At 73.3% G+C, this 23,745-nt stretch carries 23 protein-coding genes; 11 read left to right on the plus strand and 12 right to left on the minus strand.

The window, feature by feature from the left end:
- Positions 1-2: 2 nt before the first annotated feature.
- The gene (locus RBJ77_RS47420) at positions 3-743 is read right to left on the minus strand and encodes a TetR/AcrR family transcriptional regulator (protein ID WP_372350651.1); all 741 of its coding nucleotides are present in this window, start codon (positions 741-743) and stop codon (positions 3-5) included.
- A gap of 143 nt (positions 744-886) precedes the next feature.
- On the opposite strand from RBJ77_RS47420, the gene RBJ77_RS47425 reads away from it, so the two are divergent.
- A complete protein-coding gene (locus tag RBJ77_RS47425; protein ID WP_372350652.1) occupies positions 887-1,348 on the plus strand; it encodes a nitroreductase family deazaflavin-dependent oxidoreductase in 462 nt (153 codons plus the stop codon).
- Here the strand turns inward: RBJ77_RS47425 and RBJ77_RS47430 are convergent.
- The gene (locus tag RBJ77_RS47430) at positions 1,338-2,585 is read right to left on the minus strand and encodes a geranylgeranyl reductase family protein (protein ID WP_372350653.1); all 1,248 of its coding nucleotides are present in this window, start codon (positions 2,583-2,585) and stop codon (positions 1,338-1,340) included. The two genes, RBJ77_RS47425 and RBJ77_RS47430, sit on opposite strands and share 11 nt — an antisense overlap.
- A gap of 144 nt (positions 2,586-2,729) precedes the next feature.
- Between RBJ77_RS47430 and RBJ77_RS47435 the strand changes: the two genes are divergently transcribed.
- Together RBJ77_RS47435 and RBJ77_RS47440 are read left to right on the plus strand one after the other, a co-directional pair.
- A complete protein-coding gene (locus RBJ77_RS47435; RefSeq protein WP_372350654.1) occupies positions 2,730-4,091 on the plus strand; it encodes a dipeptidase in 1,362 nt (453 codons plus the stop codon).
- Between the two features lie 88 nt (positions 4,092-4,179).
- The gene (locus RBJ77_RS47440; protein ID WP_372350655.1) at positions 4,180-4,902 is read left to right on the plus strand and encodes an MBL fold metallo-hydrolase; all 723 of its coding nucleotides are present in this window, start codon (positions 4,180-4,182) and stop codon (positions 4,900-4,902) included.
- A 90-nt stretch (positions 4,903-4,992) separates the two neighbouring features.
- Here RBJ77_RS47440 and RBJ77_RS47445 read toward each other — a convergent pair whose 3' ends face one another.
- From RBJ77_RS47445 to RBJ77_RS47455, 3 genes are all read right to left on the minus strand, one after another.
- Complete coding sequence (locus RBJ77_RS47445) at positions 4,993-5,997, minus strand: NUDIX domain-containing protein (RefSeq protein WP_372350656.1); 1,005 nt, start codon at positions 5,995-5,997, stop codon at positions 4,993-4,995.
- 127 nt (positions 5,998-6,124) lie between these two features.
- Complete coding sequence (locus RBJ77_RS47450) at positions 6,125-6,544, minus strand: NUDIX domain-containing protein (RefSeq protein ID WP_372350657.1); 420 nt, start codon at positions 6,542-6,544, stop codon at positions 6,125-6,127.
- A gap of 414 nt (positions 6,545-6,958) precedes the next feature.
- Positions 6,959-7,882, minus strand: a complete 924-nt coding sequence (locus RBJ77_RS47455) for an aminoglycoside phosphotransferase family protein (protein WP_372350658.1) — start codon at positions 7,880-7,882, stop codon at positions 6,959-6,961.
- Between the two features lie 370 nt (positions 7,883-8,252).
- On the opposite strand from RBJ77_RS47455, the gene RBJ77_RS47460 reads away from it, so the two are divergent.
- From RBJ77_RS47460 to RBJ77_RS47470, 3 genes are all read left to right on the plus strand, one after another.
- A complete protein-coding gene (locus RBJ77_RS47460; RefSeq protein ID WP_372350659.1) occupies positions 8,253-8,681 on the plus strand; it encodes an STAS domain-containing protein in 429 nt (142 codons plus the stop codon).
- A 143-nt stretch (positions 8,682-8,824) separates the two neighbouring features.
- Positions 8,825-9,049: a hypothetical protein gene (locus tag RBJ77_RS47465; RefSeq protein ID WP_372350660.1), complete on the plus strand. Its 225-nt coding sequence runs from the start codon at positions 8,825-8,827 to the stop codon at positions 9,047-9,049.
- Between the two features lie 280 nt (positions 9,050-9,329).
- The gene (locus RBJ77_RS47470; RefSeq protein ID WP_372350661.1) at positions 9,330-11,405 is read left to right on the plus strand and encodes an NPCBM/NEW2 domain-containing protein; all 2,076 of its coding nucleotides are present in this window, start codon (positions 9,330-9,332) and stop codon (positions 11,403-11,405) included.
- A gap of 135 nt (positions 11,406-11,540) precedes the next feature.
- Here RBJ77_RS47470 and RBJ77_RS47475 read toward each other — a convergent pair whose 3' ends face one another.
- Together RBJ77_RS47475 and RBJ77_RS47480 are read right to left on the minus strand one after the other, a co-directional pair.
- Positions 11,541-12,407 (minus strand): class I SAM-dependent methyltransferase, encoded by an 867-nt coding sequence (locus RBJ77_RS47475; protein WP_372350662.1) that lies wholly within the window; start codon positions 12,405-12,407, stop codon positions 11,541-11,543.
- Between the two features lie 207 nt (positions 12,408-12,614).
- Complete coding sequence (locus RBJ77_RS47480) at positions 12,615-13,577, minus strand: ROK family protein (RefSeq protein ID WP_372350663.1); 963 nt, start codon at positions 13,575-13,577, stop codon at positions 12,615-12,617.
- A gap of 149 nt (positions 13,578-13,726) precedes the next feature.
- Here RBJ77_RS47480 and RBJ77_RS47485 point away from each other — a divergent pair, with 149 nt between their 5' ends.
- Together RBJ77_RS47485 and RBJ77_RS47490 are read left to right on the plus strand one after the other, a co-directional pair.
- Positions 13,727-14,800 carry a LacI family DNA-binding transcriptional regulator gene (locus tag RBJ77_RS47485; RefSeq protein ID WP_372350690.1) on the plus strand — a complete coding sequence of 358 codons (1,074 nt, stop codon included), beginning with the start codon at positions 13,727-13,729 and terminating at the stop codon, positions 14,798-14,800.
- Between the two features lie 74 nt (positions 14,801-14,874).
- Positions 14,875-15,711 carry a YhjD/YihY/BrkB family envelope integrity protein gene (locus RBJ77_RS47490; protein ID WP_372350664.1) on the plus strand — a complete coding sequence of 279 codons (837 nt, stop codon included), beginning with the start codon at positions 14,875-14,877 and terminating at the stop codon, positions 15,709-15,711.
- Here RBJ77_RS47490 and RBJ77_RS47495 read toward each other — a convergent pair.
- A complete protein-coding gene (locus RBJ77_RS47495) occupies positions 15,703-17,121 on the minus strand; it encodes a DUF2252 domain-containing protein (RefSeq protein WP_372350665.1) in 1,419 nt (472 codons plus the stop codon). The two genes, RBJ77_RS47490 and RBJ77_RS47495, sit on opposite strands and share 9 nt — an antisense overlap.
- Positions 17,122-17,253: 132 nt before the next feature.
- Here RBJ77_RS47495 and RBJ77_RS47500 point away from each other — a divergent pair, with 132 nt between their 5' ends.
- On the plus strand, positions 17,254-18,594 hold the full coding sequence (locus RBJ77_RS47500; RefSeq protein ID WP_372350666.1) for a diacylglycerol kinase family protein: 1,341 nt from the start codon (positions 17,254-17,256) through the stop codon (positions 18,592-18,594).
- Between the two features lie 25 nt (positions 18,595-18,619).
- Here the strand turns inward: RBJ77_RS47500 and RBJ77_RS47505 are convergent, their stop codons facing one another.
- On the minus strand, positions 18,620-19,078 hold the full coding sequence (locus RBJ77_RS47505) for a hypothetical protein (protein ID WP_372350667.1): 459 nt from the start codon (positions 19,076-19,078) through the stop codon (positions 18,620-18,622).
- A 174-nt stretch (positions 19,079-19,252) separates the two neighbouring features.
- Between RBJ77_RS47505 and RBJ77_RS47510 the strand changes: the two genes are divergently transcribed.
- Both RBJ77_RS47510 and RBJ77_RS47515 read left to right on the plus strand, forming a co-directional pair.
- The gene (locus RBJ77_RS47510; RefSeq protein ID WP_372350668.1) at positions 19,253-19,531 is read left to right on the plus strand and encodes a hypothetical protein; all 279 of its coding nucleotides are present in this window, start codon (positions 19,253-19,255) and stop codon (positions 19,529-19,531) included.
- A gap of 138 nt (positions 19,532-19,669) precedes the next feature.
- Positions 19,670-20,143: a LuxR C-terminal-related transcriptional regulator gene (locus RBJ77_RS47515; protein WP_372350669.1), complete on the plus strand. Its 474-nt coding sequence runs from the start codon at positions 19,670-19,672 to the stop codon at positions 20,141-20,143.
- Between the two features lie 35 nt (positions 20,144-20,178).
- Here RBJ77_RS47515 and RBJ77_RS47520 read toward each other — a convergent pair whose 3' ends face one another.
- The 3 genes from RBJ77_RS47520 to RBJ77_RS47530 all read right to left on the minus strand — a co-directional run bounded on the left by RBJ77_RS47520 (position 20,179) and on the right by RBJ77_RS47530 (position 23,687).
- Entirely contained in the window at positions 20,179-22,452 is a 2,274-nt protein-coding gene (locus tag RBJ77_RS47520) for a LuxR C-terminal-related transcriptional regulator (RefSeq protein WP_372350670.1), read from the minus strand.
- A 195-nt stretch (positions 22,453-22,647) separates the two neighbouring features.
- Positions 22,648-23,133 (minus strand): DUF1269 domain-containing protein, encoded by a 486-nt coding sequence (locus RBJ77_RS47525; protein WP_372350671.1) that lies wholly within the window; start codon positions 23,131-23,133, stop codon positions 22,648-22,650.
- Positions 23,133-23,687, minus strand: a complete 555-nt coding sequence (locus RBJ77_RS47530) for a DUF1269 domain-containing protein (RefSeq protein ID WP_372350672.1) — start codon at positions 23,685-23,687, stop codon at positions 23,133-23,135. Before RBJ77_RS47530 ends, RBJ77_RS47525 begins: the two co-directional genes overlap by 1 nt.
- Between the last annotated feature and the right edge of the window lie 58 nt (positions 23,688-23,745).

Consider the following 23,745-nt stretch of genomic DNA (forward strand, 5'->3'; position numbering starts at 1 on the left):
CGTCACTCCCCGGGAGAAGCCGGCAGCAGGCCGACCGTGTGGGCGAGTCCGGTCGCGGCGTACGCGAAGAAGGCGGCACGGTCCTCGACGACCCGGTTGAACTGGCCGAACACCTCGAAGCCGACGAGCCCGAACAGCTGGGCCCACGCGGCGACGAGCGCGGCCACCACCTCGAGCGGCAGATCGGGCGCGATGTCGGCCGCGATCCGCTCCGCCTCGGCACGCAGCGCGTCGGGCAGCGGCGTCAGGGCGACGCCGCGCGTCCCGTGCGCGTCCCGGACGATGCCGATCAGCAGCAGGCCGACGCGGGCGGCGGCCGGGACCGTGGTCGTCGGCGCGGTGTAGCCGGGCACCGGCGAGCCGTAGATGAGTGCGTACTCGTGGGGGTGCGCCAGCGACCACGCGCGGACCGCCTCGCACACCGTGACCCAGCGCTCGACGGACGAGGGCGGCGGAGTGGCCGCGGTCCGGTCGGCGTCCGCGCGCTCGGCGGCCTCGCCGAGCGAGTCGTACGCGTCGATGATGAGCGCGGTCAGCAGCTCGTCGCGGCTGGGGAAGTAGCGGTACAGGGCCGAGGAGACCATGCCGAGCTCGCGGGCGACGGCGCGCAGCGAGAGCTTGGCCGCGCCGTCGTCGGCCAGCTGTCTGCGTGCCTCGTCCTTGATGGCGACGGTGATCTCCTGTCGCGCGCGGGCGCGGGCTCCTTGCACGGCGCTGGGTCGCGTGCTGCGGCTCGTACTCATGCGGGTCAGTGTCCCACGGGAACGGATCGGTGCACACATTCAGGAGCAGCAAACAACAAAGAGAGCAGCGCTCTTGCTTTGGATCACCCATCGGGTACAGACTGCTCTCAAGCGAGAGCACCGCTCACTATTTCCTGGAGGACATGATGTCCGCGTCGACCCCGCACGTGCAGAAGCCCGGCTGGTTCACCGTCAACGTGCTGAACCGTTCGGTGGCCTGGCTGACCCGGCGGGGCCTCAGCGTCTGGGGCTCCCGGGTGCTGGCCGTCCGCGGGCGCAAGAGCGGCGCCTGGCGCACCACCCCGGTCAATCTCCTGACGGTGTCCGGGGAGCAGTACATCGTCGCGCCCCGTGGACACGTGCAGTGGACGCACAACATGCGGGCCGCGGGCGGCGGGGAACTGCGGCTCGGCAAGCGCGTCGACGAGTTCACCGCCACCGAGATCCAGGACGACGACAAGCCCGCCCTGCTCCGCGCCTACCTCAAGCGCTGGAAGGCCGAGGTGGGCGTGTTCTTCAACGGCGTCGGCCCCGACTCCTCCGACGAGGAGCTGCGCCGCATCGCCCCCGACCACCCGGTCTTCCGCGTGACGCTCAAGAGCTGACGGCGTCGTCCCCCTGGCGGTCGAACCGCGACAGCGCGCGGCCCGCCATCGGATGCGTCCGCACCAGCTCACCGAGGGACGACGATCCCCGGGTGATCTTCGCGAACGCGTTCCACGCGGGACGGAAGCCGGTGATCGCCGTGTGCAGCAGGCCCGGCTTGCGCTCGAAGACGGCCAGCATCCGCTTGCCGACGGCCATCTCGACGCCGAGCCCGGCCTTGATGGCGAACGCGTAGTTCAGCGCCTGCCGGCGGGCGTCCACCGCGTCGTGCGACTCGGCGACGCGCACCGCCCACTCCCCCGCGAGCCGCCCGGACCTCAGCGCGAACGAGATGCCCTCCCGGGTCCACGGCTCCAGCAGACCGGCCGCGTCGCCGCAGACCAGGACGCGGCCGCGGGACAGCGGGGAGTCGTCGGCGCGGCAGCGCGTCAGATGCCCGGACGAGATGGACGGTTCGAACCCGGCGAGGCCGAGCCGGCCGATGAAGTCCTCCAAGTACCGCTTGGTGGCGGCCCCTTCGCCGCGGGCCGAGATGACGCCCACCGTCAGGGTGTCGTCCTTGGGGAAGACCCAGCCGTAACTGCCGGGGATGGGGCCCCAGTCGATGAGGACCCGGCCGCGCCAGTCGTCCGCGACGGTCTGCGGAACCGGGATCTCCGCCTCCAGGCCCAGGTCGACCTGGTCGAGCTTGACCCCGACGTGCGCTCCTATCCGGCTGGCGCTGCCGTCGGCGCCGACCACGGCCCGCGCCAGGATCGTCTCGCCGTCCTGCAGGACCACCGCGACCGTGCGCCGGTCGGGGACGGCGGAGCCGTGCTGCTCGACGCGCGAGACCGTGACCCCGGTGCGCAGTTCGGCGCCCGCCTTCTGGGCGTGCTCGACGAGCTGCGCGTCGAACTCCGGCCGGTTGATGAGCCCGAAGAGCATGCTGCGCGAGCGCCGGGTCCTGGCGTACTTGCCGTTCAGGGAGAACGTCACCGCGTTGATCCGGTCCTTGAACGGCAGCTCGAAGCCCGGCGGCAGCGCGTCCCGGGACGGGCCGATGATGCCGCCGCCGCACGTCTTGTACCGGGGCAACTCCGCCTTCTCCAGGAGCAGCACCCGACGCCCGGCGACGGCTGCCGCATACGCCGCGGACGCCCCGGCGGGACCGGCGCCCACCACGACGACGTCCCACACGCTGCCGGGCCGCTCGTCGCTCACTTCGTTGCCGCCCGCCGAGTTCTCGCTGCTCACGATGGTCTGCCGCTCCCGAATCGCGCTCTTGGAGGATGCCTGCCGCACCTTTCCCAGGCATCCTACGGCGGGCCGTGCCGCGACCCTCTGTGGGAGGATCATCAGCACACCCCGCACAACGTCGCACCCACGAGGAGCGTGCCCATGTCGCCGCATCCGATCGCCGGAACCGTCGCCTCCCTGCTGCCCCGCGCCAAGGCGGAGCTGGCCGAGCTGGTGGCCTTCAAATCGGTGGCGGACTTCGAGCAGTACCCGAAGAGCGAGAGCGAGGGCGCCGCCAACTGGGTCGCCGACGCGCTGCGCGCCGAGGGCTTCCAGGACGTCGCCCTGCTCGACACCCCGGACGGCACGCAGTCCGTGTACGGCTACCTGCCCGGTCCCGCCGGCGCGCCGACGGTACTGCTGTACGCGCACTACGACGTGCAGCCGCCGCTGGACGAGGAGGCGTGGGTGACGCCCCCGTTCGAGCTGACGGAGCGCGAGGACGGCCGCTGGTACGGGCGCGGCTCGGCCGACTGCAAGGGCGGAGTCCTGCTGCACCTGCTGGCGATCCGCGCGCTGAAGGCGAACGGCGGCGTGCCGGTCGGCGTGAAGGTCATCGCCGAGGGTTCGGAGGAGATGGGCACCGGCGGCCTGGAGCGGTACGCGGAGCAGCACCCCGACCTGCTGAAGGCCGACACGATCGTGATCGGCGACGCGGGCAACTTCCGCGTGGGCCTGCCGACGGCGACCGCCACGCTGCGCGGGATGACGCTGGTCCGGGTCCAGATCGACACCCTGGAAGGCAATCTGCACTCCGGCCAGTTCGGCGGGGCGGCCCCCGACGCGCTGGCCGCCCTGGTCCGCGTCCTGGACTCGCTGCGCGCCGAGGACGGTTCGACGACGGTCGACGGGCTCGACTCGGCCGAGTCCTGGACCGGGCTGCAGTACGACGAGGAGGCGTTCCGCAAGGACGCGAAGGTCGTCGACGGCGTCGGCCTGATCGGCTCGGGCACGGTCGCCGACCGCATCTGGGCGCGGCCCGCCGTGACCGTGCTCGGCATCGACTGCCCGCCGGTCGTCGGCGCGACGCCGTCCGTGCAGGCCGGGGCGCGCGCCCTGGTCAGCCTGCGGGTGCCGCCGGGCACGGACGCCGCCGAGGCCACCAAGCTGCTCATGGCGCACATCGAGGCGCACACGCCGTGGGGCGCCCGCGTCAAGGTCGAGCAGGTCGGCCAGGGCCAGCCGTTCCGCGCGAACACCGCGAGCCCCGCCTACGCGGCGCTGGCGGACGCGATGGCGGAGGCGTACGACGGCCAGGAGATGCAGTACGCGGGCCAGGGCGGCTCGATCCCGCTGTGCAACACGCTCGCCTCGCTCTACCCCGACGCGGAGATCCTCCTCATCGGTCTGAGCGAGCCGGAGGCGCAGATCCACGCGGTGAACGAGAGCGTCTCGCCCGAGGAGCTTGAGCGCCTCTCGGTCGCCGAGGCGCTGTTCCTGCAGAAGTACGCGGCCGCCAACTGACCTGGGAGACAGGCCCTGGGTCCGGGGCGAATCTGCTCTGGGCCAAGACGTACGCCGTCATGCCCGCGACCCTCGTACGGTCGCCGGCATGACGACCTACGCACCGACGGACATCATCGATGTGACTCCCCGCCTCCGGATGCTGCGCTTCCCGGTGGGGCAGGCCTATCTGTGGCGTGACGGCGACGAGTTGACCCTGATCGACGCGGGCGCGCCCGGGGCGGGGCAGCCGATCGCGGAGGCCGTACGGGACTGGGGGCACGCCCCGCAGGACGTGCGCCGGATCGTGCTGACCCACTTCCACGAGGACCACGCGGGCGGCGCCGGGGAGTTCGCGCGGCTGAGCGGCGCCGAGGTGTGCGCGCACCGGCTCGACGCCCCCTTCGTGCGGGGCGAGAAGCGGGGTCCCGGCCCGGTCTTCGAGGACTGGGAGCGCCCGATCCACGCACAGGCCCTCGCGCAGCTCCCGCCCAGTCCGGAGCACCCCGAATTCCCCTCGCCGGTGCGGGAGTTGACGGACCGCGACGTTCTCGACCTCGGCGGTGGCGCGCACGTGGTCGGCGCGCCCGGGCACACCGACGGGTCGATCGCGCTCCATCTCCCCGCCCACGGCGTGCTGTTCACGGGGGACGCCGTGGCGGTGTCGCCGGTGGACGGGCAGGTGATCCTCGGCGTGTTCAATCTGGACCGCGAGCAGGCGCTCGCCTCGTTCCGCCGGCTCGCCGCCCTGGACAGCGACGTGGCGTGCTTCGGACACGGCGCCCCGGTGGTGGGCGGATCGGCGGCGGCGCTGCGGTCGGCGGCGGCCTGAACCAGCGATCCGGCCGATCCGGCCGATCCAGCTGCTCCGGCTGCTCCAGCTGCTCCAGGCGATCCAGCTGCTCCAGCTCAAGCAGCTGAACTAGCCGAGCTGGTCGACCGGCACTCCGGCCTCCAAGTAGTGCGCGGCGCCGCGCTCCCGGGCGCGCAGGGCCCAGCGCAGGCGCTCGAAGCGGACCGGCGGCAGCAACCCGGCCGCCTCGGCCTCGGTCACGAACCGCCAGCCCCTCAGCTCCGGTCCCGGGAGCACCACTTGGCTGGCCGTGCCGCTGTCGAGGCGCCCGCCGTCGAAGAGCAGCCGCAGGCCGCCGTAGCGGGGCGCCACGGGCGGCTCCCAGTCGACGACCAACAGCCTTGGCACAACGGTGAGTTGTATGCCGGTCTCCTCGGCGACCTCGCGCACCCCGGCGCGCGCGGGGGCCTCGCCGGGCTCCACGACGCCGCCGGGGAACTCCCAGCCGGGCTTGTACGTCGGGTCGACGAGCAGCACGCGCCCCTCCTCGTCGAAGAGCAGCACGCCCGCGGCGACGGTCTCGGCGGTCGGCTCGGGCGTCTGCACGATGTCGCACAGCGGCGCGTCCCCGGCCCGGACGGCGGCGGCTATCCGGACGGCGGTCTCGTACGGCGTCAGGGCTCCGTTGTCGACGGGATAGGCGTCGGCGGCGAGCCAGCCGTCGAGTGCGGCGCGGTAGGGCTCGATGTCGGCGGGGGCCTCGCCTCCCGGATCACGGTCGCGCAGGATCGTTTCCCCTGGAGCAAGGAGCACATGGCACACGGGAATCCGCCGGGCGGCGAGACCCCCGAAGATCTCGTCCCGGTACTCCTGGCGCAGCAGTCCCATCGGCACCACGAGCACCCCGCCGAGCTCGGCGAGGAGCGCGGCGGCGGTGTCGACGACGAGGCGTCGCCAGATCGGCAGGTCCTGGTGGTCGCTCACCTCGGCGAGCCGCTTGGGCGGCAGCAGCCGCTCCAGCTCGCCGTCGATGACCTCGGGGTCGAAGAGCGTGCAGTGGGGGATCAGGTCGATCAGCTCCCGCGCGGCGGTGGTCTTGCCCGCACGGGACGCCCCATTGACCCAGACGATCACGGCTCCCCCTCTTCGTCGGCCTCCTGAGGCTTGCCCGCAACACCCCGCCACGGAAACCAGGCCCTGATGAGGAGCCGGTTCCGTGGTCCGGGCGTCGCCCGTGGCGGTGGTCACGGATCAGAACCGGTCACATCCGGCGCAGGCCGTCCACCGCGGCCGGGGACAGCATCGCGTCGTCGAGTTCGGCCAGCGGGATCCACTCCACCGCCTCGGTCGAGCCCGCCACTTCGACGACCTCGGGCAGGTCGCCCTTCAGCTCGACGGCGTAGAACAGGGCGATCAAGTGCCAGTGCACACCGCCTCGTTCGGCGGTGTACGCGCGGCTGTCGACCAGGCGGGCGTCGACGAGCCGCAGGCCCGTCTCCTCGTACAGTTCGCGGGCGAGGGCCTCCACCGGCTGTTCGCCGTGGTCGATCCCGCCGCCCGGCAGATGCCACAGGCCCGGCGCGAACACCGGTGAGGCGTCCGAGAGCCGGGCGAGCAGCACGTGGTCGTCCCGGCGGGCCAGCGCGTACGCGGACACCCGGGTCCGTGACCGAGCGGTCATGGAGTTCCCCTCTCCGATTCAGCCATCGGCCGATGGTTCGGGGCACTCTAACGATCGCCGCGGAGGCGTTCGGTGCGAGGGGGCGGCGCCCGCCTGCCGCCCGAGGAAGGTCACGACAGGCGGGCTCTCCGTGCCGGGTGGATGCGGGGTTCTCGGCACCACCCGTCCGGCTCCGGGCATCGGGGGGATCCCGGAGGCGACCGCGGGAGGACCGGGGCGCCGGGGCACGGACCGCTGCCCGACGGTCCACGACCGGCCTCTTTGCGGCCTCCCGCTGTTCCCGTGTGAGCAGTCAAGCGCAGCCGCGCGGAGCGCAGAAGCGTGTGTGCGGGCGAGGTGACGGCATCCGGTTCACACGGGGTGCGATGTGCGCACACGGGGTGTGCGCTCGCCGCCCTCCGCCGCCCGGGGGCCTCAGCCGGCCAGCGCGGCGCGGATCTGCCGGGTGGTCTGCGCGGCGATCCGGGGACTCGTCGCCGCGTACGTCGTGTACGCGTTGAGTCCGGTGCACAGGGCCCAGCCGCGCCCGCGCAGCCACGTCGCGTCGTCCACGTCCAGCGCGGCGCGGAAGGCGGCCCTGGGGGTCGGCGACAGAAGGGTGAAGGCCACCATCAGGTCGACGGCGGGGTCACCGAGGCCGCATCCGCCGAAGTCGATGACGGCGGAGAGCCGGCCCTCGACAGTGAGCAGATTGCCGGTGTGGAAGTCGCCGTGGCACCAGACCGGGGGCTCCTGCCGGGCCCGCGCGGCCAGGGCCCGGTCCCACAGGGCGGTCATCGCGGGCGCGTCGAAGTCACCGGCGGTCCGGCCGATGGCTTCCCTGGTCTCTGCGTCCCGGGCGGCGAGCCCCGCGCCGTCCCGGACGGGCGCGGATCCGGGTGTACCGTCGCCGGGTGCGCCGTCGCCGGCCGCCCCGTCGGGGCCGATCGCCTGCAACACCCGGAGGAATCCGGCGAGTTCACGGGCGGCCCGCGTCGAGTCGCCGAGGTCCCGCACGGTCGCCACCTCGCCGTCCAGCCAGCGGGTGACGGCCCACGGCCAAGGGTAGCCGAGCGCGGGACGGCCCACCGCCACGGGGACGGGGACGGCGAGCGGCAGGTGCGGGGCGAGCCGCGGGAGCCAGGCAGCTTCCTTCTCCGCCTGTCCCGCGGCGCCTGCGAAGCGCGGCAGCCGGACCGACAGTTCGTCCCCGAGCCGGTGGATGACGTGGTCCGAACCGGCCTCGTCGAGCACGGCCAGCGGGAGCCGCGCCCACTGCGGGCACTGGGTGTCGACGAGTCGCCGGACGAGCGCGGTGTCGATGACGGGCCGGACGTCGAGGTCACGCGCTGTGGTCAAGTCGACTGCTCCTGGGAGGACATGAGAGGGACGGAGGGGACGGAGGGGGCTCCGAGCACGCGGCGAAGGCGGCACGGGTGGGGAGGGAGGGGCCTCGGTCCATCCCAGCGCCTGGCGCGCCGTCTGTCGACCGATTTCCCGTGCGCACGCACCCCTGACGCGTCAAGCCCCTTGCAGCCAATTCACTCCATCAAGTGATGCGCACTCGTCGGGAATCGTTACGGCACGACGTGACACGGTCACTCCCGGTACGGTGACCGCTCAGGCGCCCCAGCCCCCGGTGACCTCCCGATTCGTTCGTACACCGAGACGCAACGCAGCACGTCCGACTCCCCTCCGGAGCCGGCCGGTGCTCGGCCCGGGGGGACCGATGCGACAGGGCAACCAGCAGGACTACCTCTCCGACGACTTCGGCGAGCACGAGCGGTTCGCCGACCTCTCCGGAGTCGAGGACGGTGCGCCCGCGCCCGTGGTGCGGACGGTCGAGGACTGCGCCGTCGTCGAACTCGCCGGCGAGATAGACCTGTTGGCGCTGCACAGGATGGCGGCGCTGGTCGAGACCGTGGCGGCCGGGCCCTACCGCGTCGTCGTGATCGACCTGACCGCCACCACGTTCTTCGACTGCTCGGGCCTCACGCTGCTGGTCCGGGCGGACCGCCGGGCCGCCGAGCACGGCGGCCGGGTCGCGGTGGTCTGCCCCCACCGCCTCACCCTGCGCATCATCGGGCTGGCCGGACTCACCGGCACGCTGACACCGATGCGGACGATGGCGGAGGCACTGGAGCCCGAGGCCGACTGATCCCGTACGGCAGTCGGCGGCCGGGGGCCGATCCTCCCCTTTGACCTCATTGCTCAGGTCTTGCTCAATTCGTGATCGACTTCGGCCGATCCGGGGCATGGTCACTGCACTGTCGGACGATCGGGTGCAATCGAGGAGGGGCCATGGCCAAGGCGGTGCGGGCTTCCGTGGGTGACATGTGGATCAGCTGCCAGGTCTGCAAGGGCGGCCTCTTCCGCGAGCGCGGCGTGAAGCTGAACAGCACCGGCGGGGAGTTCTTCAACCTGGCCTGGGCGGACGAGACCGCCACGGGCCTGATCTGCTGGCACTGCGGCTTCGTCCACCTCTTCGTCAACCGGCAGATCCAGCTGCACCGCGCCACGGAGTGACCCGCGGGACGTTCCGGCGGGACATCCGATGTCCGGTGGGGAGCCGCCGTACGACGAAACTGCCACCCCCTCGGAGCGCAACCAAACACAACCGAACGTGCGACCTGATCGGCACTGCCAACTTCGGCAAGCGTCAAGGGCTTTGACAAGATTTCGCCCAACTGCCGGCGCTTCCCTGCCGACCTCTTCCAACAGACTTCAACACGGCCTACCGTCAACGCGCACGACTGACACGTACATGCCGTGATCCAATCTCTTGGAAGTACGGAGGAATGTGACGATGCGTCGTCTCCCCATCCGCAGGGCCGCCACGGTCCGGCGAAGAGTCGTCGGAGCGCTGGCCGTCGGGGTGCTCTGCACCGGCGGCCTCGCGGCGCTGCCCGCCGGTTCCGCGGCCGCCGCCCCCGCGGCCGCGCCACCCGCCTCTGCCGCCGCACCGGCCGACCCGTCCCCCACCCTCGACGACGGTCTCGCCCTGACCCCGCCGATGGGCTTCAACAACTGGAACTCCACGCACTGCCGGGCCGACTTCGACGAAGCCATGGTGAAGGGCATCGCCGACATCTTCGTGGAGAAGGGCCTCAAGGAGGCCGGCTACCACTACGTGAACCTGGACGACTGCTGGGCGCTGCCGGCCCGCGACGCGAACGGCAAGCTGGTGCCCGACCCGGTCCGGTTCCCGGGCGGCATCAAGGCGGTCGCCGACTACGTGCATTCCAAGGGGCTCAAGCTCGGCATCTACACCAGCGCCGGAACGAAGACCTGCAGCGACATCGGGTTCCCCGGCGCGCTCGGGCACGAGTACAGCGACGCCCAGCAGTTCGCGGACTGGGGCGTGGACTACCTCAAGTACGACAACTGCAACAACCAGGGCGTGGACGCCAAACAGCGCTACACGACGATGCGCGACGCCCTGCGCGCCACCGGCCGCCCCATCGTCTACAGCATCTGCGAGTGGGGCTCCAACAAGCCGTGGGAGTGGGCTGCCGACGTCGGCCACCTGTGGCGCACCACCGGCGACATCAGCGACAGCTGGGGCTCGATGCTGTCCCTGATGAAGCAGAACCTGCCGCTCGACCAGTACGCCGGGCCCGGCCACTGGAACGACCCGGACATGCTGGAGGTGGGCAACGGCGGCATGACGGCCACCGAGTACCGCACCCACTTCTCGATGTGGTCGGTCATGGCGTCGCCGCTGCTCATCGGCACGGACCTGCGGACCGCGTCCGACGAGACGTACGAGATCCTCTCCAACCACGACGTGATCGCCGTCGACCAGGACCCGCTGGGCAAGCAGGGCGCCGTGGTGTCGTCGGAGGGCGGCCGCTGGGTCGTGTCGAAGGAGATGAAGGACGGCAGCCGCGCCGTCGCCCTGTTCAACGAGACGGGGTCCGCGCAGCGCATCGCGACGACCGCGCGAGCGGTGGGACTGCCCGCGGCCGACGCGTACGTCGCCCGCGACCTGTGGCAGCACAAGAACTACAACTCGGCGGGCACCCTCGCCGCGACCGTCCCCGCGCACGGCACCGTGCTGCTGCGGGTGTCGGCCGACCCGAAGTGGGCTTCCTACCCTCCGGCGGCCGAACTCGGCCTGGGTGACGGCGTGTTCATGGAGCCGGGTGGTTCCGCGAAGGTCTCCAGCACGTTCGCGAACCTGGGCCGCACCGCGGCCCGCGACGTCTCCGTGTCGCTGACCGGACCGTCCGGAGCCGACTGGAAGGTCGCGGCGGCCGGACCGACGAGCGCACCGACGGTGCCGAGCGGCAAGTCCTTCGCGACGCCCTGGCGGGTGACCGTCCCCGCGGGCACCGCCACCGGCTCGTACGACCTCACCCTGCGCGCGTCCTACCGCTCGCCGCAGGGCACCCGGGTCACCACCACGGTCCCGGTGACGGCCCACGTGGCGACGGCGCCGCCCGCCGGCACGTCCGCCCTGAGCGACCTCCCGTGGCTGGCGACCACGAACGGCTGGGGCCCGGTCGAGCGCGACACCAGCAACGGCGAGAGCGCGGCGGGCGACGGGAATCCGATCACGATCGGCTCGGTGGTGTACGCCAAGGGGCTCGGCGTACACGCCCAGAGCTCCGTCGACTACTACACGGCCCGGGCGTGCGAGCGGGTCACCGCGAAGGTCGGGGTCGACGACGAGAAGGGCACGAAGGGCACGGTCGCCTTCGAGATCTGGGCCGACGGCGCGAAGGTGGCCTCGACCGGCGTGCTCACCAACGCCGATGCCGCGCAGGACCTTTCGGCCGATGTGACGGGCGCTCAGGTGGTCCGGCTCGTCGTCACCGACGGCGGTGACGGGATCGACTCCGACCACGCGGACTGGGCGGACGCCCAGCTGAGCTGCTGAGTCACCGATCCACCGATCCACCGATTCATCGACTCGCAGACTCACTGAGTCACTGAGTCACTGAGTCACTGCCTCGCCGAGAACCCTGCGGGGAACGGGCCGCACCCCGGCGCGTTCCCCGCACCGCGCGGTGCGTCAACTCGCACGCAGATAGCCCGAGTTGGCGACCTGACCGAGGAACGTCAGCCGGGTCACGCCGGTCATGTGCTTCTCGTACGCCTCCCTGATGCCGGGCCACTTGGGGTGTCCGAAGTCGTCGAGCACGACGATGCCGCCGGGTGCCACGATCTCCTCGGCCCACGCCAGATCCGCGGCGACGCCCGGTGCGGAGTGGTCGCCGTCGACGATGATCACTCCGTAGGCGCGGTCGGCGACGGCGGCGCGGACCTCGGCGTCCCCGGAGAAGCCCTGCTGGATCCGGGCCGCGGCGCCCGCCGCTCCCGCGAGGGCCAGGTTGGTGCGCACCGCGGCGCCCCGCACCGGGGCGCCCGTCGGGTCGGCGCCCTCGGTGGTGCCCGGTTGCAGTTGCAGTCCGGCGAGCGGGTCGACGATCGTCAGGCGCGGGTCGCGTCCCGCCCGCTCCAGCATCCGGATCAGGGCCGCGCCGAACATCCCGTACAGGGTGCCGATCTCCAGGACGTCGTCGTTCGGCGGGTCGAGGAGCGGGACCGCGGAGAGCTTGCCGCAGATGTTCATCGTGCCGCCGGCGATCCGGCCGACGCCGAGCGCCTCCAGCGCCATGAGGAGCCGGAACGCCTGGGCGACGTTGCGCTCGGCGCCTGCCGGGTCGCCGGTGACGCGCCCCAACTCCTCGACGAGACGGTCGAGATGGACCTGGGCGGGCAGCCGGGACGGGCCGCGGCCGGTGCCGTCGAGCAGGAGTTCCAGGGGACGCTGCCGGTTGCTCAGGGGTCCGACCCGGCGCTCGATGCGCTGGTCGATGAGGTCGGCGACGGGGCGCAGGGCGCGCCGGGCGGCTTTGCTGGTGAGTAGCGCTCGCATGGTTCGGTGACCCTCACATGTAGAGGACGACGTAACGGCGTGCATGTGGGGGAACGCTGTGGGGGCGCTGTGTTCCTGGGACAGTAGGGGAACAACAGTCCACACTTCAAGCATTGTGGGAGAAGCCCGCGATGCCCGGAAATCGCGTATGACTTCCGGGCGAATCGCGGATGAACCGCACGGCTCCGAGAGCCGCTCGACGCCGCCTCAGACGGCCTGCGGGTGTGCCGCGTCCAGGGCGGAGCCGGCGCGCAGCGCGGCGGCCGCCGCGCCCACGAGACCCGCGTCCGTGCCGGTCGACGCGGGGGCCACCGTGAGGCGCTGGACGAACGAGAGGGTGGCGTAGTCGCGCAGCGCGCGGCGCAGCGGCGTGAAGAGGACGTCGCCGGCCTTCGCCACTCCCCCGCCGATCACCGCGATGTCGATCTCGACGAGGGTCGCCGTGGCCGCGATGCCGGCCGCCAGCGCCTGGGCGGCACGCTCGAAGGAGGCGACGGCCGCCTTGTCGCCCGCGCGGGCCGCGCGGGCCACCGCCGCGGCGGACTCGTCGCCGTCCGGGCCCGGCCGCCAGCCGTCGGCGAGGGCGCGGCGGGCGATGTTCGGGCCGCTCGCGATGCGCTCGACGCAGCCGCGGGCGCCACAGGGGCAGAGGTCGCCGTCGAGGTCGACGCTGATGTGGCCGATGTGTCCCGCGTTGCCGGTGGGGCCGGGGTGCAGTTGGCCGCCCAGGATCAGACCGCCGCCGACGCCGGTCGACACCACCATGCACAGCGCGTTGTCATGGCCGCGGGCCGCGCCCTGCCAGTGCTCCGCCGCCGTCATCGCCACCCCGTCGCCGATGAGCTCGACCGGCAGACCGCCCGCCACCGAGCGGACCCGCGAGACCAGCGGGAAGTCGCGCCAGCCGGGCACGTTGACCGGGCTGACCGTGCCCGCCGAACGGTCCACCGGGCCCGCGCTGCCGATGCCCACGGCGCGCGCGTCGGCCCACAGGGGCGAGGCGGCGAGCTCGGTCAGCACCTCCTGCACCGCGCCCATCACCGTGTCGCCGTCCTCCTGGGCGGGGGTCGGGCGCTGCGCCCGCAGCAGGATGCGGCCCCGGTCGTCCACCAGGGCGCCGGCGATCTTGGTGCCGCCGATGTCGAGCGCGGCGACGAGGTCCATGTGCATCAGTGTCAGATCCCCTGGAGAAACGGGTCGGGAAAAGGCAGGTCGGAGAGGGCAACTCTAGAAAAGAGCAGAGAGTGATGGACAGTCTCTCCCGCATCTGACAACGTTGTCCAGGCCCTATGCTCGACGCCACATGCCGGTACAGCATGATGAACCCTGACGACGACAGGACAGGACATCGCATAGTGGACCGCACCGCCCGCCGCTCCGAGAACCGCTACGGCAACCGCCCGACGATGAAGGACGTCGCCGCACGCGCCGGGGTCGGCCTGAAGACGGTCTCCCGCGTCGTCAACGGCGAGCCGGGGGTCACGCCGGACACCGAGCGGCGCGTCCAGGAGGCGATCGCCGCCCTGGGCTTCCGGCGCAACGACAGCGCGCGGGTGCTGCGCAAGGGCCGTACGGCGAGCATCGGTCTGGTCCTGGAGGATCTGGCGGACCCGTTCTACGGGCCGCTCAGCCGCGCTGTCGAAGAGGTCGCGCGGGCGCACGGCGCCCTGCTCATCAACGGCTCCAGCGCCGAGGACCCGGACCGCGAGCAGGAGTTGGTGCTCGCGCTGTGCGCGCGCCGGGTCGACGGTCTGGTGGTGATCCCGGCCGGTGACGACCACCGGTACCTGGAGCCGGAGATCGCCGCCGGCGTCGCGACCGTGTTCGTGGACCGGCCCGCCGGGAAGATCGACGCGGACGTCGTGCTGTCCGACAGCTTCGGCGGCGCGCGGGACGGCGTCGCGCACCTCATCGCGGGCGGCCACCGCCGGATCGGCTTCATCGGCGACCAGCCGCGCATCCACACGGCGGCCGAGCGACTGCGCGGCTACCGCGCGGCGATGGAGGACGCCGGGATACCGGTCGAGGACCACTGGATGTCGCTGGGCGTCACCGATCCCGAGCGGGTGCGGCGGGCGGCCGAGGAGATGCTGCGGGGTCCCGACCCGGTCACGGCGATCTTCGCGGGCAACAACCGGGTGACGGTGACGGTGGTCCGCGTGCTGTCCGAGGTCGACCGGAGCATCGCCCTGGTGGGCTTCGACGACATCGAGCTGGGCGATCTGCTGCGGCCCGGGGTGACCGTGGTCGCGCAGGACGCCGCGCAGCTGGGCCGCACGGCGGCGGAGCGGCTGTTCCGGCAGCTGGACGGGGCGACGCTGCTGCCGGAGCGCATCGAACTGCCGACCCGGCTCATCCGCCGCGGCTCCGGGGAACTGCCGCCGGCCGGCTAGGGCCGGGCGCACCCACTCCGTCACCCGTCGTGGGGGACGTGGGCCGTGGCCGGATGGGTGAGGGTGGGGGCCTCATGCCGTGCCTGGCCGGGGAGGTCCGCGTCATGGCGATCGCCGGGGTCCTGGGGCCGCTGACGGGGCGGGCCCTCCGCCAGCTGGCCCACGTCAGCATCCTCGACATGGCGACACGGCTCGCCGCCCAGGCGTTCCTCGCGGCGCTGCCGATGCTCATCGCCGTGGCGTCGTTCTTCCCCGACGCGGTCCGGCGTGAACTGCTGCGCTCGCTGCGCTCGTTGATCGGTTCGGTCGGGCCGGTGGTGGCCCAGGCCGAGCAGATGACCGGCGGCGAGGACACCGTCCTGCACAGCTGGGGCGCGGTGGGCGTGCTGGTCGCCCTGCTGTCCGCCACCGCCTTCACCCGCGCGCTGCAACGGCTGTGCGAGCGTGCCTGGGACCTGCCGCGGTCCGCCGTACGGCTGGTGGCGTGGCGGTGGGCCGCGTGGCTGCTCGTGTGGATCGTGGTGCTGGTGGTGCAGGGCGCCCTGCACCAGGCGTTCGGTGCCGGAGCCGTCCTGGGCATCCCGCTGCAGGCAGCCGGCTCGGTGCTGCTGTGGTGGTGGACCCAGCACCTGCTGCTCGTCGGCCGCGTTCGGTGGCTGCCGCTGCTTCCGGGCGCCGTGCTGACCGGTGTGGGCGGAGTAGTGTTCTCCGCGGTGTCCGGTCTCTGGCTGCCGCGGACGCTGCGGATGAGCGTGGAGCGGTACGGGGCGCTGGGTCCGGTGTTCACCGTGCTGTCCTGGCTCATCGTGTACTTCACCATCGTCGTGTTCGGCATCGCCGTCGGCCGCACGCTCGCTCAGGAGGAGTTCCTGCGGCGCCGGCTCGGCGGGCCGGACCCGGCGTCACCGTGACGGCGGCTCCGCCTGCGCGGCGCTCACCCGGCCCGACTTCACCGCGGCGGCCAGCGCCGCGCGGTCCCGCTCGTTCTGGTCGGCGTACGCCTCGGCGAAGCGGACGAGGGCCCGGTCGAAGCTGTCGGAGCGGCCCAGGTAGGCGGCGATGGCGATCCGGTCGCCGGAGCGCGCGTGGGAGCGGGCCAGCGACGCCCCGCAGACCCGCCCGAACAGGCGCATCACCTCCGGGGTCATCAGATCGGCCTGCGGGATCGCCTTCCAGTCCCTCAACTGGCGCACGTAGAAGTCGCGTTCACGTCCGTCGAGTCCTTCGACCCGCTCCCAGCCGAGGAACATGTCGCTGGTCGCCTGCATCAGCCGCTGTCCGGCGACCACCCGCTCCCCCTGGTTGCTGTGCTCGGCCCGGCCCGCGTACCTCGCGAGCACCGACTCCTGGGCCTCCTTCGCCTGCAGCAGCAGCGGGTCGGCGTCGTCCCTGCCGAGCAGCAGGACGATCCAGCAGCGGGTGCCGACGCTGCCCACCCCGACGACCTTGCGCGCCATGTCGACCACCCGGTACTGGGCGAGCAGGGTCCGCCGGTCGGCGGGCAGCGTGCGGGCGTAACGCTCGATCAGATTCCTGAGCTGGTCCTCCAGTTGCTTGCGCTCGACGCCCGGCATCAGGGTGTCCAGCGGGGCGATCAGGGGCGGGTCGGCGGTGATGCGCAGGGTGCCGTCCACGACGTGGGCGAGCTTCTCCAGCGCCTGGAGGTGGTCACGGGTGCGGGCCTTGCCGATGGTGCGCGTCACCCGCCGCCGCACCTTCGTGTCGAGCCGGGCGGAGAGCAGCCGGTACAGGTCGTCCGCGTCGATCCGCGCGTACCAGACGTCGAGCGTGCGCATCCGGGCGAACCGTGCCATCCACCGGCGGTACGCGCGGACGGTGCCGCTCACCACGGCCGCCCGCTCCGACGTGCGGAACCCGTTGCCGCGTCCGGCGATCGCCAGGCTGGCCGCGAGCCGTTTGACGTCCCACTCCCAGGGGCCCGGCAGGGTCTCGTCGAAGTCGTTCACGTCGAACATCAGGTGCCGCTCCGGCGAGGCGAGCAGCCGGAAGTTCAACATGTGGGCGTCGCCGCACAGTTGGGCCCGCAGTCCGCTGTCCGGGGTGGTGGCCAGATCGCCCGCCATGATCGCGGCCGCGCCCCGGTAGAACCGGAACGGGGACTCCAGCATCCGCCCGTAGCGGATCGGCACCAGCTCGGTGAGCCGGGTCGCCGACTGGTCCTCCAGGACGTCGACCGGGTCGGGCCGGTCCGCGGCGGGCGTGAACTCGGCGTGGGCGGAGCGCGGGACGCCGGCGCGGGCGGCGCGTCCCCCGGCCGCCCGCTCCTGGGGCGTGCGGTGGCGGTGCGTGGTCTCGGTCATGGCCGCTCCCTTCCGGCGCGGAGTGCTGGGTGCATGGCAGCGCGGCGGCGCGGTCCGGGCGTCACCCCACCGGTGTGAGGTCGCCTGCCAGGGGTGAGGCCGGGCGGGCCGGGAGGCCGCAGACTGAGCCGTATGGAACCCCTGACCCCCGGTCGGCCCGGCCCGGCCGGGCGGACGGATGCGCCCGGGCAGCGCCTGCTGGCCCGGGCCTCCCTGGCGGCCGCGGCGGCGGCGGTGCTCGTCCTGGGCGTGTTCGCCGGGCTGCGCACGTTCGCGCTGCTCGGCGCGGGACTGCTGGGCCTCGTGGTCACGGTCGTCGCGGTGTGGTGGGTGCTGAGCAGGAGGGGGCTGCCGCGGTTCCTCGCGGCCCTGCTCGCACTCGCCGCACCGGTCTGGGTGCTGGTGGAGTTCGGCCGGGCCCGGCTGCTGTGGGTGGCCCTGGTGTCCGGCGCGCTGCTGGTCCTGTCGGCCGGCGCGGGCCGGGCGGCACTCGCCCGCGGTGCCGTCGCCCCGACGATGCCGGAGACGGCGCCGCCCGTGTTCCGCCGCCCGGTGCTGATCATGAATCCGCGGTCGGGCGGGGGCAAGGTGGGGCAGTTCCATCTGGCCGACCGCGCCCGGGAGTTGGGCGCCGACGTCGTGCTCCTGGAGGGACCGGGCGAGACCGACGTGACGAAGCTGGCCCACGCCTGCGCGGCGGAGGGCGCCGATCTGCTCGGCGTCGCGGGCGGCGACGGCACCCAGGCCCTGGTGGCCGAGGTGGCCGCCGACCACGACCTGCCGTTCCTGGTGATCCCCGCGGGCACCCGGAACCACTTCGCCCTGGACCTCGGCCTCGACCGGGACGACCCCTCCACAGCGCTGGACGCCCTGCGCGACGGCGTGGAACTGCGGGTGGACCTCGGCCGGGCCGGCGGGCGGCCGTTCGTGAACAACGTGTCGTTCGGCGCCTACGCCGAGGTGGTGCAGAGCCCCGCCTACCGCGACGACAAGACCCGCACGACCCTGCGCCTGCTGCCCGACCTGCTGGAGCGGCACCGCGACGCCGGGCTCACCGCACGCGCCGGTGACCAGGAGTTCACGGATCCGCAGGCGCTGCTGGTGAGCAACAACCCGTACGCCGCCGACGACATCGCCGGCCTCGGCCGCCGCAGCCGGATCGACGGCGGGGTGCTCGGCTGCATCGGGGTGCGGGTGACGAGCGCCGCCCAGGCGGCCGGCCTGCTGCGGGGCAGCCGGTCCACCGGACTGACCCGGGCGACCGCGGTCTCGGTGGTCGTCGACGCCGGCCAGGAGCAGATCCCGGTCGGCGTGGACGGGGAGGCGATGCGGCTGCCCGTGCCGGTGCGCTGCGAGGTGCGGCCGGGGGCGCTGCGGGTGCTGGTGCCCCGGCGGCGCCCGGGCACGTACCGCGAACGCCCGCGGCTCGACTGGCGCCAGGTCCTGCTGCTCGGGCTGCCCTTCCGGCACTGAGCGGGCGACCGGCCGGGGACGGCGGCTACGCCCCGTAGACCTTGTGCGCCTGCGGCTTCCCGTACACGGTCAGCGACCAGATCACCAGGACGTCGAGCATGATGATGATGGCCGACCACACCGGGTAGTACGGCGTGAACAGGAAGTTCTCGATCGCGCTGAGCCCGGCGAAGACGATACCGACGACCCGGGCCCAGGTGCGGCCGGTGAACAGGGCGCAGGCCGCCGCGACCATCAGCACGCCGGAGATCAGCTGGACCCAGCCGCGGCCGTTCACGTCGAAGTCGAACGGGTAGTCGTTCTGCTGTTGGTAGAAGTTGTCGTTGAGGATCGCGGAGAGTCCCGCGATCGCGTGGAACGCGCCGACGATGCCCATCACGCACGCGGCGAAGACGACGCCGGTGACGGCGACCGCGCTGACGTGGGGCGGTGTTTCGGGCGTGCCGGGCCGCACCGTGCCCGGCGAGGTCTGTTGTTCGGCCATCTCTCGGTCCTCCTCCTCGATCGGACCGGAGCATCCCGCCCCGGCGCGGCACACCGGTTCACCCGCAGCGGATGAGCGGTGGGCCGCGCGCCGTCACCCGGCTCAGGTGATGCCCTCCGCCGTCCCGCCGGGAGAATGGGGGCGAGGCCAGGTCGTCGCACAGGAGGTGACGCCATGGGCGGGGCACAGTCGGGCCCGGAGCGCGGTCCGGGCGGGACGCCGTCCGGCGGCGCCGACTTCGAGATCCGGGTGCGGGGCAGGATCGGCGAGGCGTACCGCACCGCCTTCGGCGAGCTGACGATGGTGCTGCGGCCGGCGGAGACGGTGCTGCTCGGCACCCGGCTCGACCAGGCGGCCCTGTACGGGATCCTCGACCGCATCCAGGCGCTCGGACTCGAACTCCTGGAGGTGCGCCGCCTGCCGGCCGGGCACGAGGGCGGGAGTCCGGCCTGACGCCTGCCGTGACGGGCGCGCGGGCAGGCCCGCAGGGCAAAGCCTCCCCCAAGAATCCGGCCGACGGACCCCTTCCGCAGGCATCGGGCAGCCGCCACCGTGGAGGGGTGATGCCCTGCACAAGGGGAGGTGAGGGGCATGACCACAGCGCTGTGCGCGCAGGTGGACGCCGATCTCGCGAGGGGGGTGCGGGTGTCCGCGCTGCGCGGGCGGCTGCACGCGCTCGCCCGGGATCCGGCGGCGCCGGACGCGGCCGTCACCACGTGTCTGGTGTGGGTCGCGGGCGTCCTCGTGGAGATCGCGGGCGACGTGGCCGATCTGCGGAGCGCGGGCGCGCTGGTGCACGAGGCGTCCGCCGTCCTCGCCTCGGTGCCCGCGCCGCCGCACGACGGGACCGCACGCGGCGCGCCGCCGCCCCACGAGCCGTTGACCGGCCGCCAGTTGGCGGTGCTGCGGCAGTTGCAGGAGGAGGTGCCGCTGCGCCAGATCGCCGACGGCATGTACGTCTCGTACAACACGGTCAAGAGCCATGCCCGCGCCGTGTATCGCAAGCTGGGCGCGCGGTCACGGGCCGAAGCCGTGGACCGGGCACGGGAGTTGGGTCTCGTGTGAGTTCAGGCGCGGCCTGCCGGCGGCCGCGGCCGCCGTCACAGGAGCTGGAGTTCGCGGGCCCGCCGCACGGCGGCCGAGCGCCGGGAGACGGCGAGTTTCCGGTAGACGCTCTTGAGGTGGGTCTTCACGGTGTTGACCGAGAGGTAGAGCTCCTCGGCGATCTCCTCGGTGGTCATCATCTGCGCCAGCCGGTCGAGCACGTCGCGTTCGCGGACGCTGAGCCGCTCGGCCGGGGCCGCCGTCCGCTGGAGCTGCTCGGCCGCCGCGCCCGCCGGGAGGCGACCCGCGCGGCCCGGGCGCAGCAGCGCGGCGCACGCCGGTTCCACCGACCGCAGCACGGAGCGGGGCAGCCGGGCGGACACGGCGGCGATCGGTGCGGCCGGCCCTTCGCCGCGCTCCGCCGCGCAGGCCACACCCGCCACCAGGGCGCCGACCGCGCCGACGAACGGATCGGGCAGGACCCGCAACACGGCCTCGCTGCGGGCGAGTTCGTGCCGGGCCCGCCGGACGTCGCCGCGGGCCAGCTCCACCCAGGCGCGCACCAGGTGCAGGGTGGCGCGGGCCGGCTCGGTGGCGGTCCAGGCGGGCAGCGGCGGCTGGGTGGCGAGGCCGGTGAGTTCGTCGGCCGCCCGGAACCGGCCGCGCAGCGCCTCCAGCAGGGCGAGTTCGACCAGGCAGTCCCGGCGCAGCGCACCGTTGCCCGCGGCCCCCGCCGCCTTGAGGCCACCGGTGAGGGAGCTCTCGGCGGCCTTGAGGCAGCCGGCGCGCAGTTCGTCGCCGCCTCGGACGGTCAGGGTGAGCGCGGGGATCTCGGGGCACTGCGCCAGGGCGCCGTGCGGTAATCGCGGTCCGGCCGCCTCCGCGTCGGCGGCGGCGGCGCGGGCCGCCTTGGCGTCGCGGGTGCGCAGGCGCTCCATCCGGATCTCGGCGTGCGCGAGGCGGCAGCGGGCGGCACGGTCCTCCTCGTCGGGCGGCAGTCGATCGACGAGGAGGGCCGCCCGCTCCAGGTGATGGGCACACACCTGGTCGTCGTGGCGCGCGTGGGCCGCGGCGGCGGCGAGCAGCACCGGCTCGGGCTCGTCGGGCAGGGTCTCGGTCCTGGCGCGGGTGAGCTCGGCGGGCAGCCGGGCCCGGGTCACGCCGATGACCCGGCCGACGGCGAGCCGGTGCACGATCAGCCTGGCCGCCTGGTCCCAGTTGTCCGCCGCCAGCAAGTGCCGTACGGCATCGGCAAGTTGGCCGTGCTCGTCGAGCCAGTCGGCGGCCCTGCGGTGCAGCGGGGCGACGAGTCCGGGGGCTTCGTGGCGCAGGCACATCCGCAGGACGTCGGCGAACATCTGGTGGCAGCGGTACCAGCCGTGGCCGACGGGCTGCAGGAACGAGTTCTCGCGGACGAGCGAGGCGAAGTGCCGGCCGGCGTCCTCGTCGCAGAGCTCGGCGGCGAGTTCGGCGTTGACCCGGTCGAGGACGCTCGTGGTGAGCAGCAGCCGGCGCATGCCGGGCGGCTGCACGTCGAGCACCTCCTCGACGAGGTAGCTGGCGACGGCTTCGTCGTCGCCGGCGAACCGGGTCACGAACCGGTCGGGGTCGCCGTGCTTCTCCATGGACATCGCGGCGAGCCGCAGCCCGGCGGCCCAGCCGTCGGTGCGGCGGCGCAGGGTGCTCACGGTCTGCCGGGGCACGTCGATGCCGTGCTGGGCGAGCAGCGCTGCGGCCTCCCGGTCGTCGAACGCGAGGTCGGCGGTGCGCAGTTCGGTGAGATCGCTGGTCAGCCGTCCGCGGTGCAGGTGCAGGGGCGGGTCGCGGCGGGCCAGGACCACCAGGCGCAGCAGTCCGCAGGTGTGCCGCAGCAGGCTGGTGACGCCTTCGGCGAGGGCCGAGTTGGGGGCGGGCTGGAAGTCGTCGAGGACCAGCACCACCGGTTCGTCCCGGGCGTTGAGGGCGGCGGCCAGCGCGGCCACGAACAGCGGGCCCTCCCCCGCCGCGACGGAGTCCGGCAGGTCGACCCCGGCGGCCCGCAGCGCGTGGGTCACCCGCGGCCAGAACACCGGGGGCCGCTCAGCCCGGCCGTCGCAGGAGACCCAGGCGAGGGGTCCTGGCGGTCGGCGGGTGTGTGCCCATTCGAGGGCGAGCGCGGTCTTGCCCGCACCGACGGGCCCCACCACGACGGTCAGCGGTCCGCGGGCGCCGCGGGCGAGCCGGTCGGTGAGGCGGGGCCTGGGGACCAGCCATCCGGGCAGCTCGGGAACGCCGCCGGCGGCCCCACGATCCCCGCCGTTGCCCCCGCTGGTGAGTGGTCCTCCGGCCATGGACGGCACCTCGCTCTCGGCGCACAGTGACGCGGCACGGGCCAGTGTGCGCCGCCCGGCACGGCCCGGCGCCCGCCTCGCCGGCCATCTCACCCGGGTGAAGTTCCGGCGTGCGACGGCGCGACGGGGCGGGCGCGCGAGCCCGTGCCCGGTCGGGTCTCCTGCGGGGGTGCGGCGGGCCGCGTCCCGGTCGGGTCAGCTGGGCCGCAGGGCCTCGACCAGCTCCTCCTCACGGTCCTTGGTGAGGGAGGTGCGGAGCACGGTGGGGTGGAAGGGGCGCACGGCGTCCCTGACCCGGTCGGGGGTGGAGCGGCGGACGAGGGCGAAGACGGCGGCGTGGCCGGGTTCCAGGGCGTGCGCGATCTCCTTGACGAAGGAGTCGTTGATGCCGACGTCGGTGAGCTTGCCGGCGACGGCTCCGGTCGCGGCGCCCACCGCGGCACCGAACACGGGCATCAGGAAGAGCAGCCCGAACAGGGAGCCCCACAGGGCGCCGCCGGCCGCGCCGGTGGCCGTCGGGCTGTACGTCTGCCGGACGTGGATCTTGCCGTCCATGGTGCGCCAGGCGAGGGCCGCGTCCTCCAGGTCGAGGAGTTCCTGGCGGGAGAGTTCCTTGGACAGGCGCAGCACCCCTTCCGCCTTCTCCTTGTCCGAGAATCCGAGTACGACGAGTTCGGCCATCAGGTCCTCCTGCGGTGGTGACGGGGTTTCGGGTCCGGGTGGTCTCCGTTCGGGACCGGTTCGCCTGCCTGCCGGGCGGCCCGGGCGATCTCGGCGGCGGCGGGCTCCAGCGCCTCTTCGGTGAGGAAGCCCTCCGCGACGGGCACGCCGCCCGCGTCCCGGATCGCGGTGCGCAGGTACTTCGCCCAGACGTGCTCGAGGAGCACGAAGGCCGCCGAGGTGCCCGGGTCGAGGGACTCCGCCATCTGCCGGATCTCGGGCAGGGACAGACCGAAGGCGTTGCCCTCGGAGAGGCTCGGCATCGCCTCCTGGGCGGCGCGCACCCGCTCACCCGGGATGCCGAGCAGCGCGGCGACGGTGTCGCCCATGCCCTCGGCCTGGAAGTCGAGGGTGAACAGGTCGCCGCCCGGTTCCTTGCTGAGGAACAGCATGTCGAGCACGCGGATCTGCTCGTTCGCCTCCAGGACCGCGAGTTCCTCGACGATCCGCCCCTCCAGCTTTGCTTCGGGGCCGAATTCGACCACGAGGAGTTGTACCGGTCCGATTCCGGCCATGGTGCCTCCCTTCGGCGGAACCTCCGCCCGCACAGGGGCATCACAGCGTCGGGCCGGT

This window comes from Streptomyces sp. KL116D, from assembly GCF_030766975.1.
Taxonomy (GTDB): Bacteria; Actinomycetota; Actinomycetes; order Streptomycetales; family Streptomycetaceae; genus Streptomyces; species Streptomyces longispororuber_A.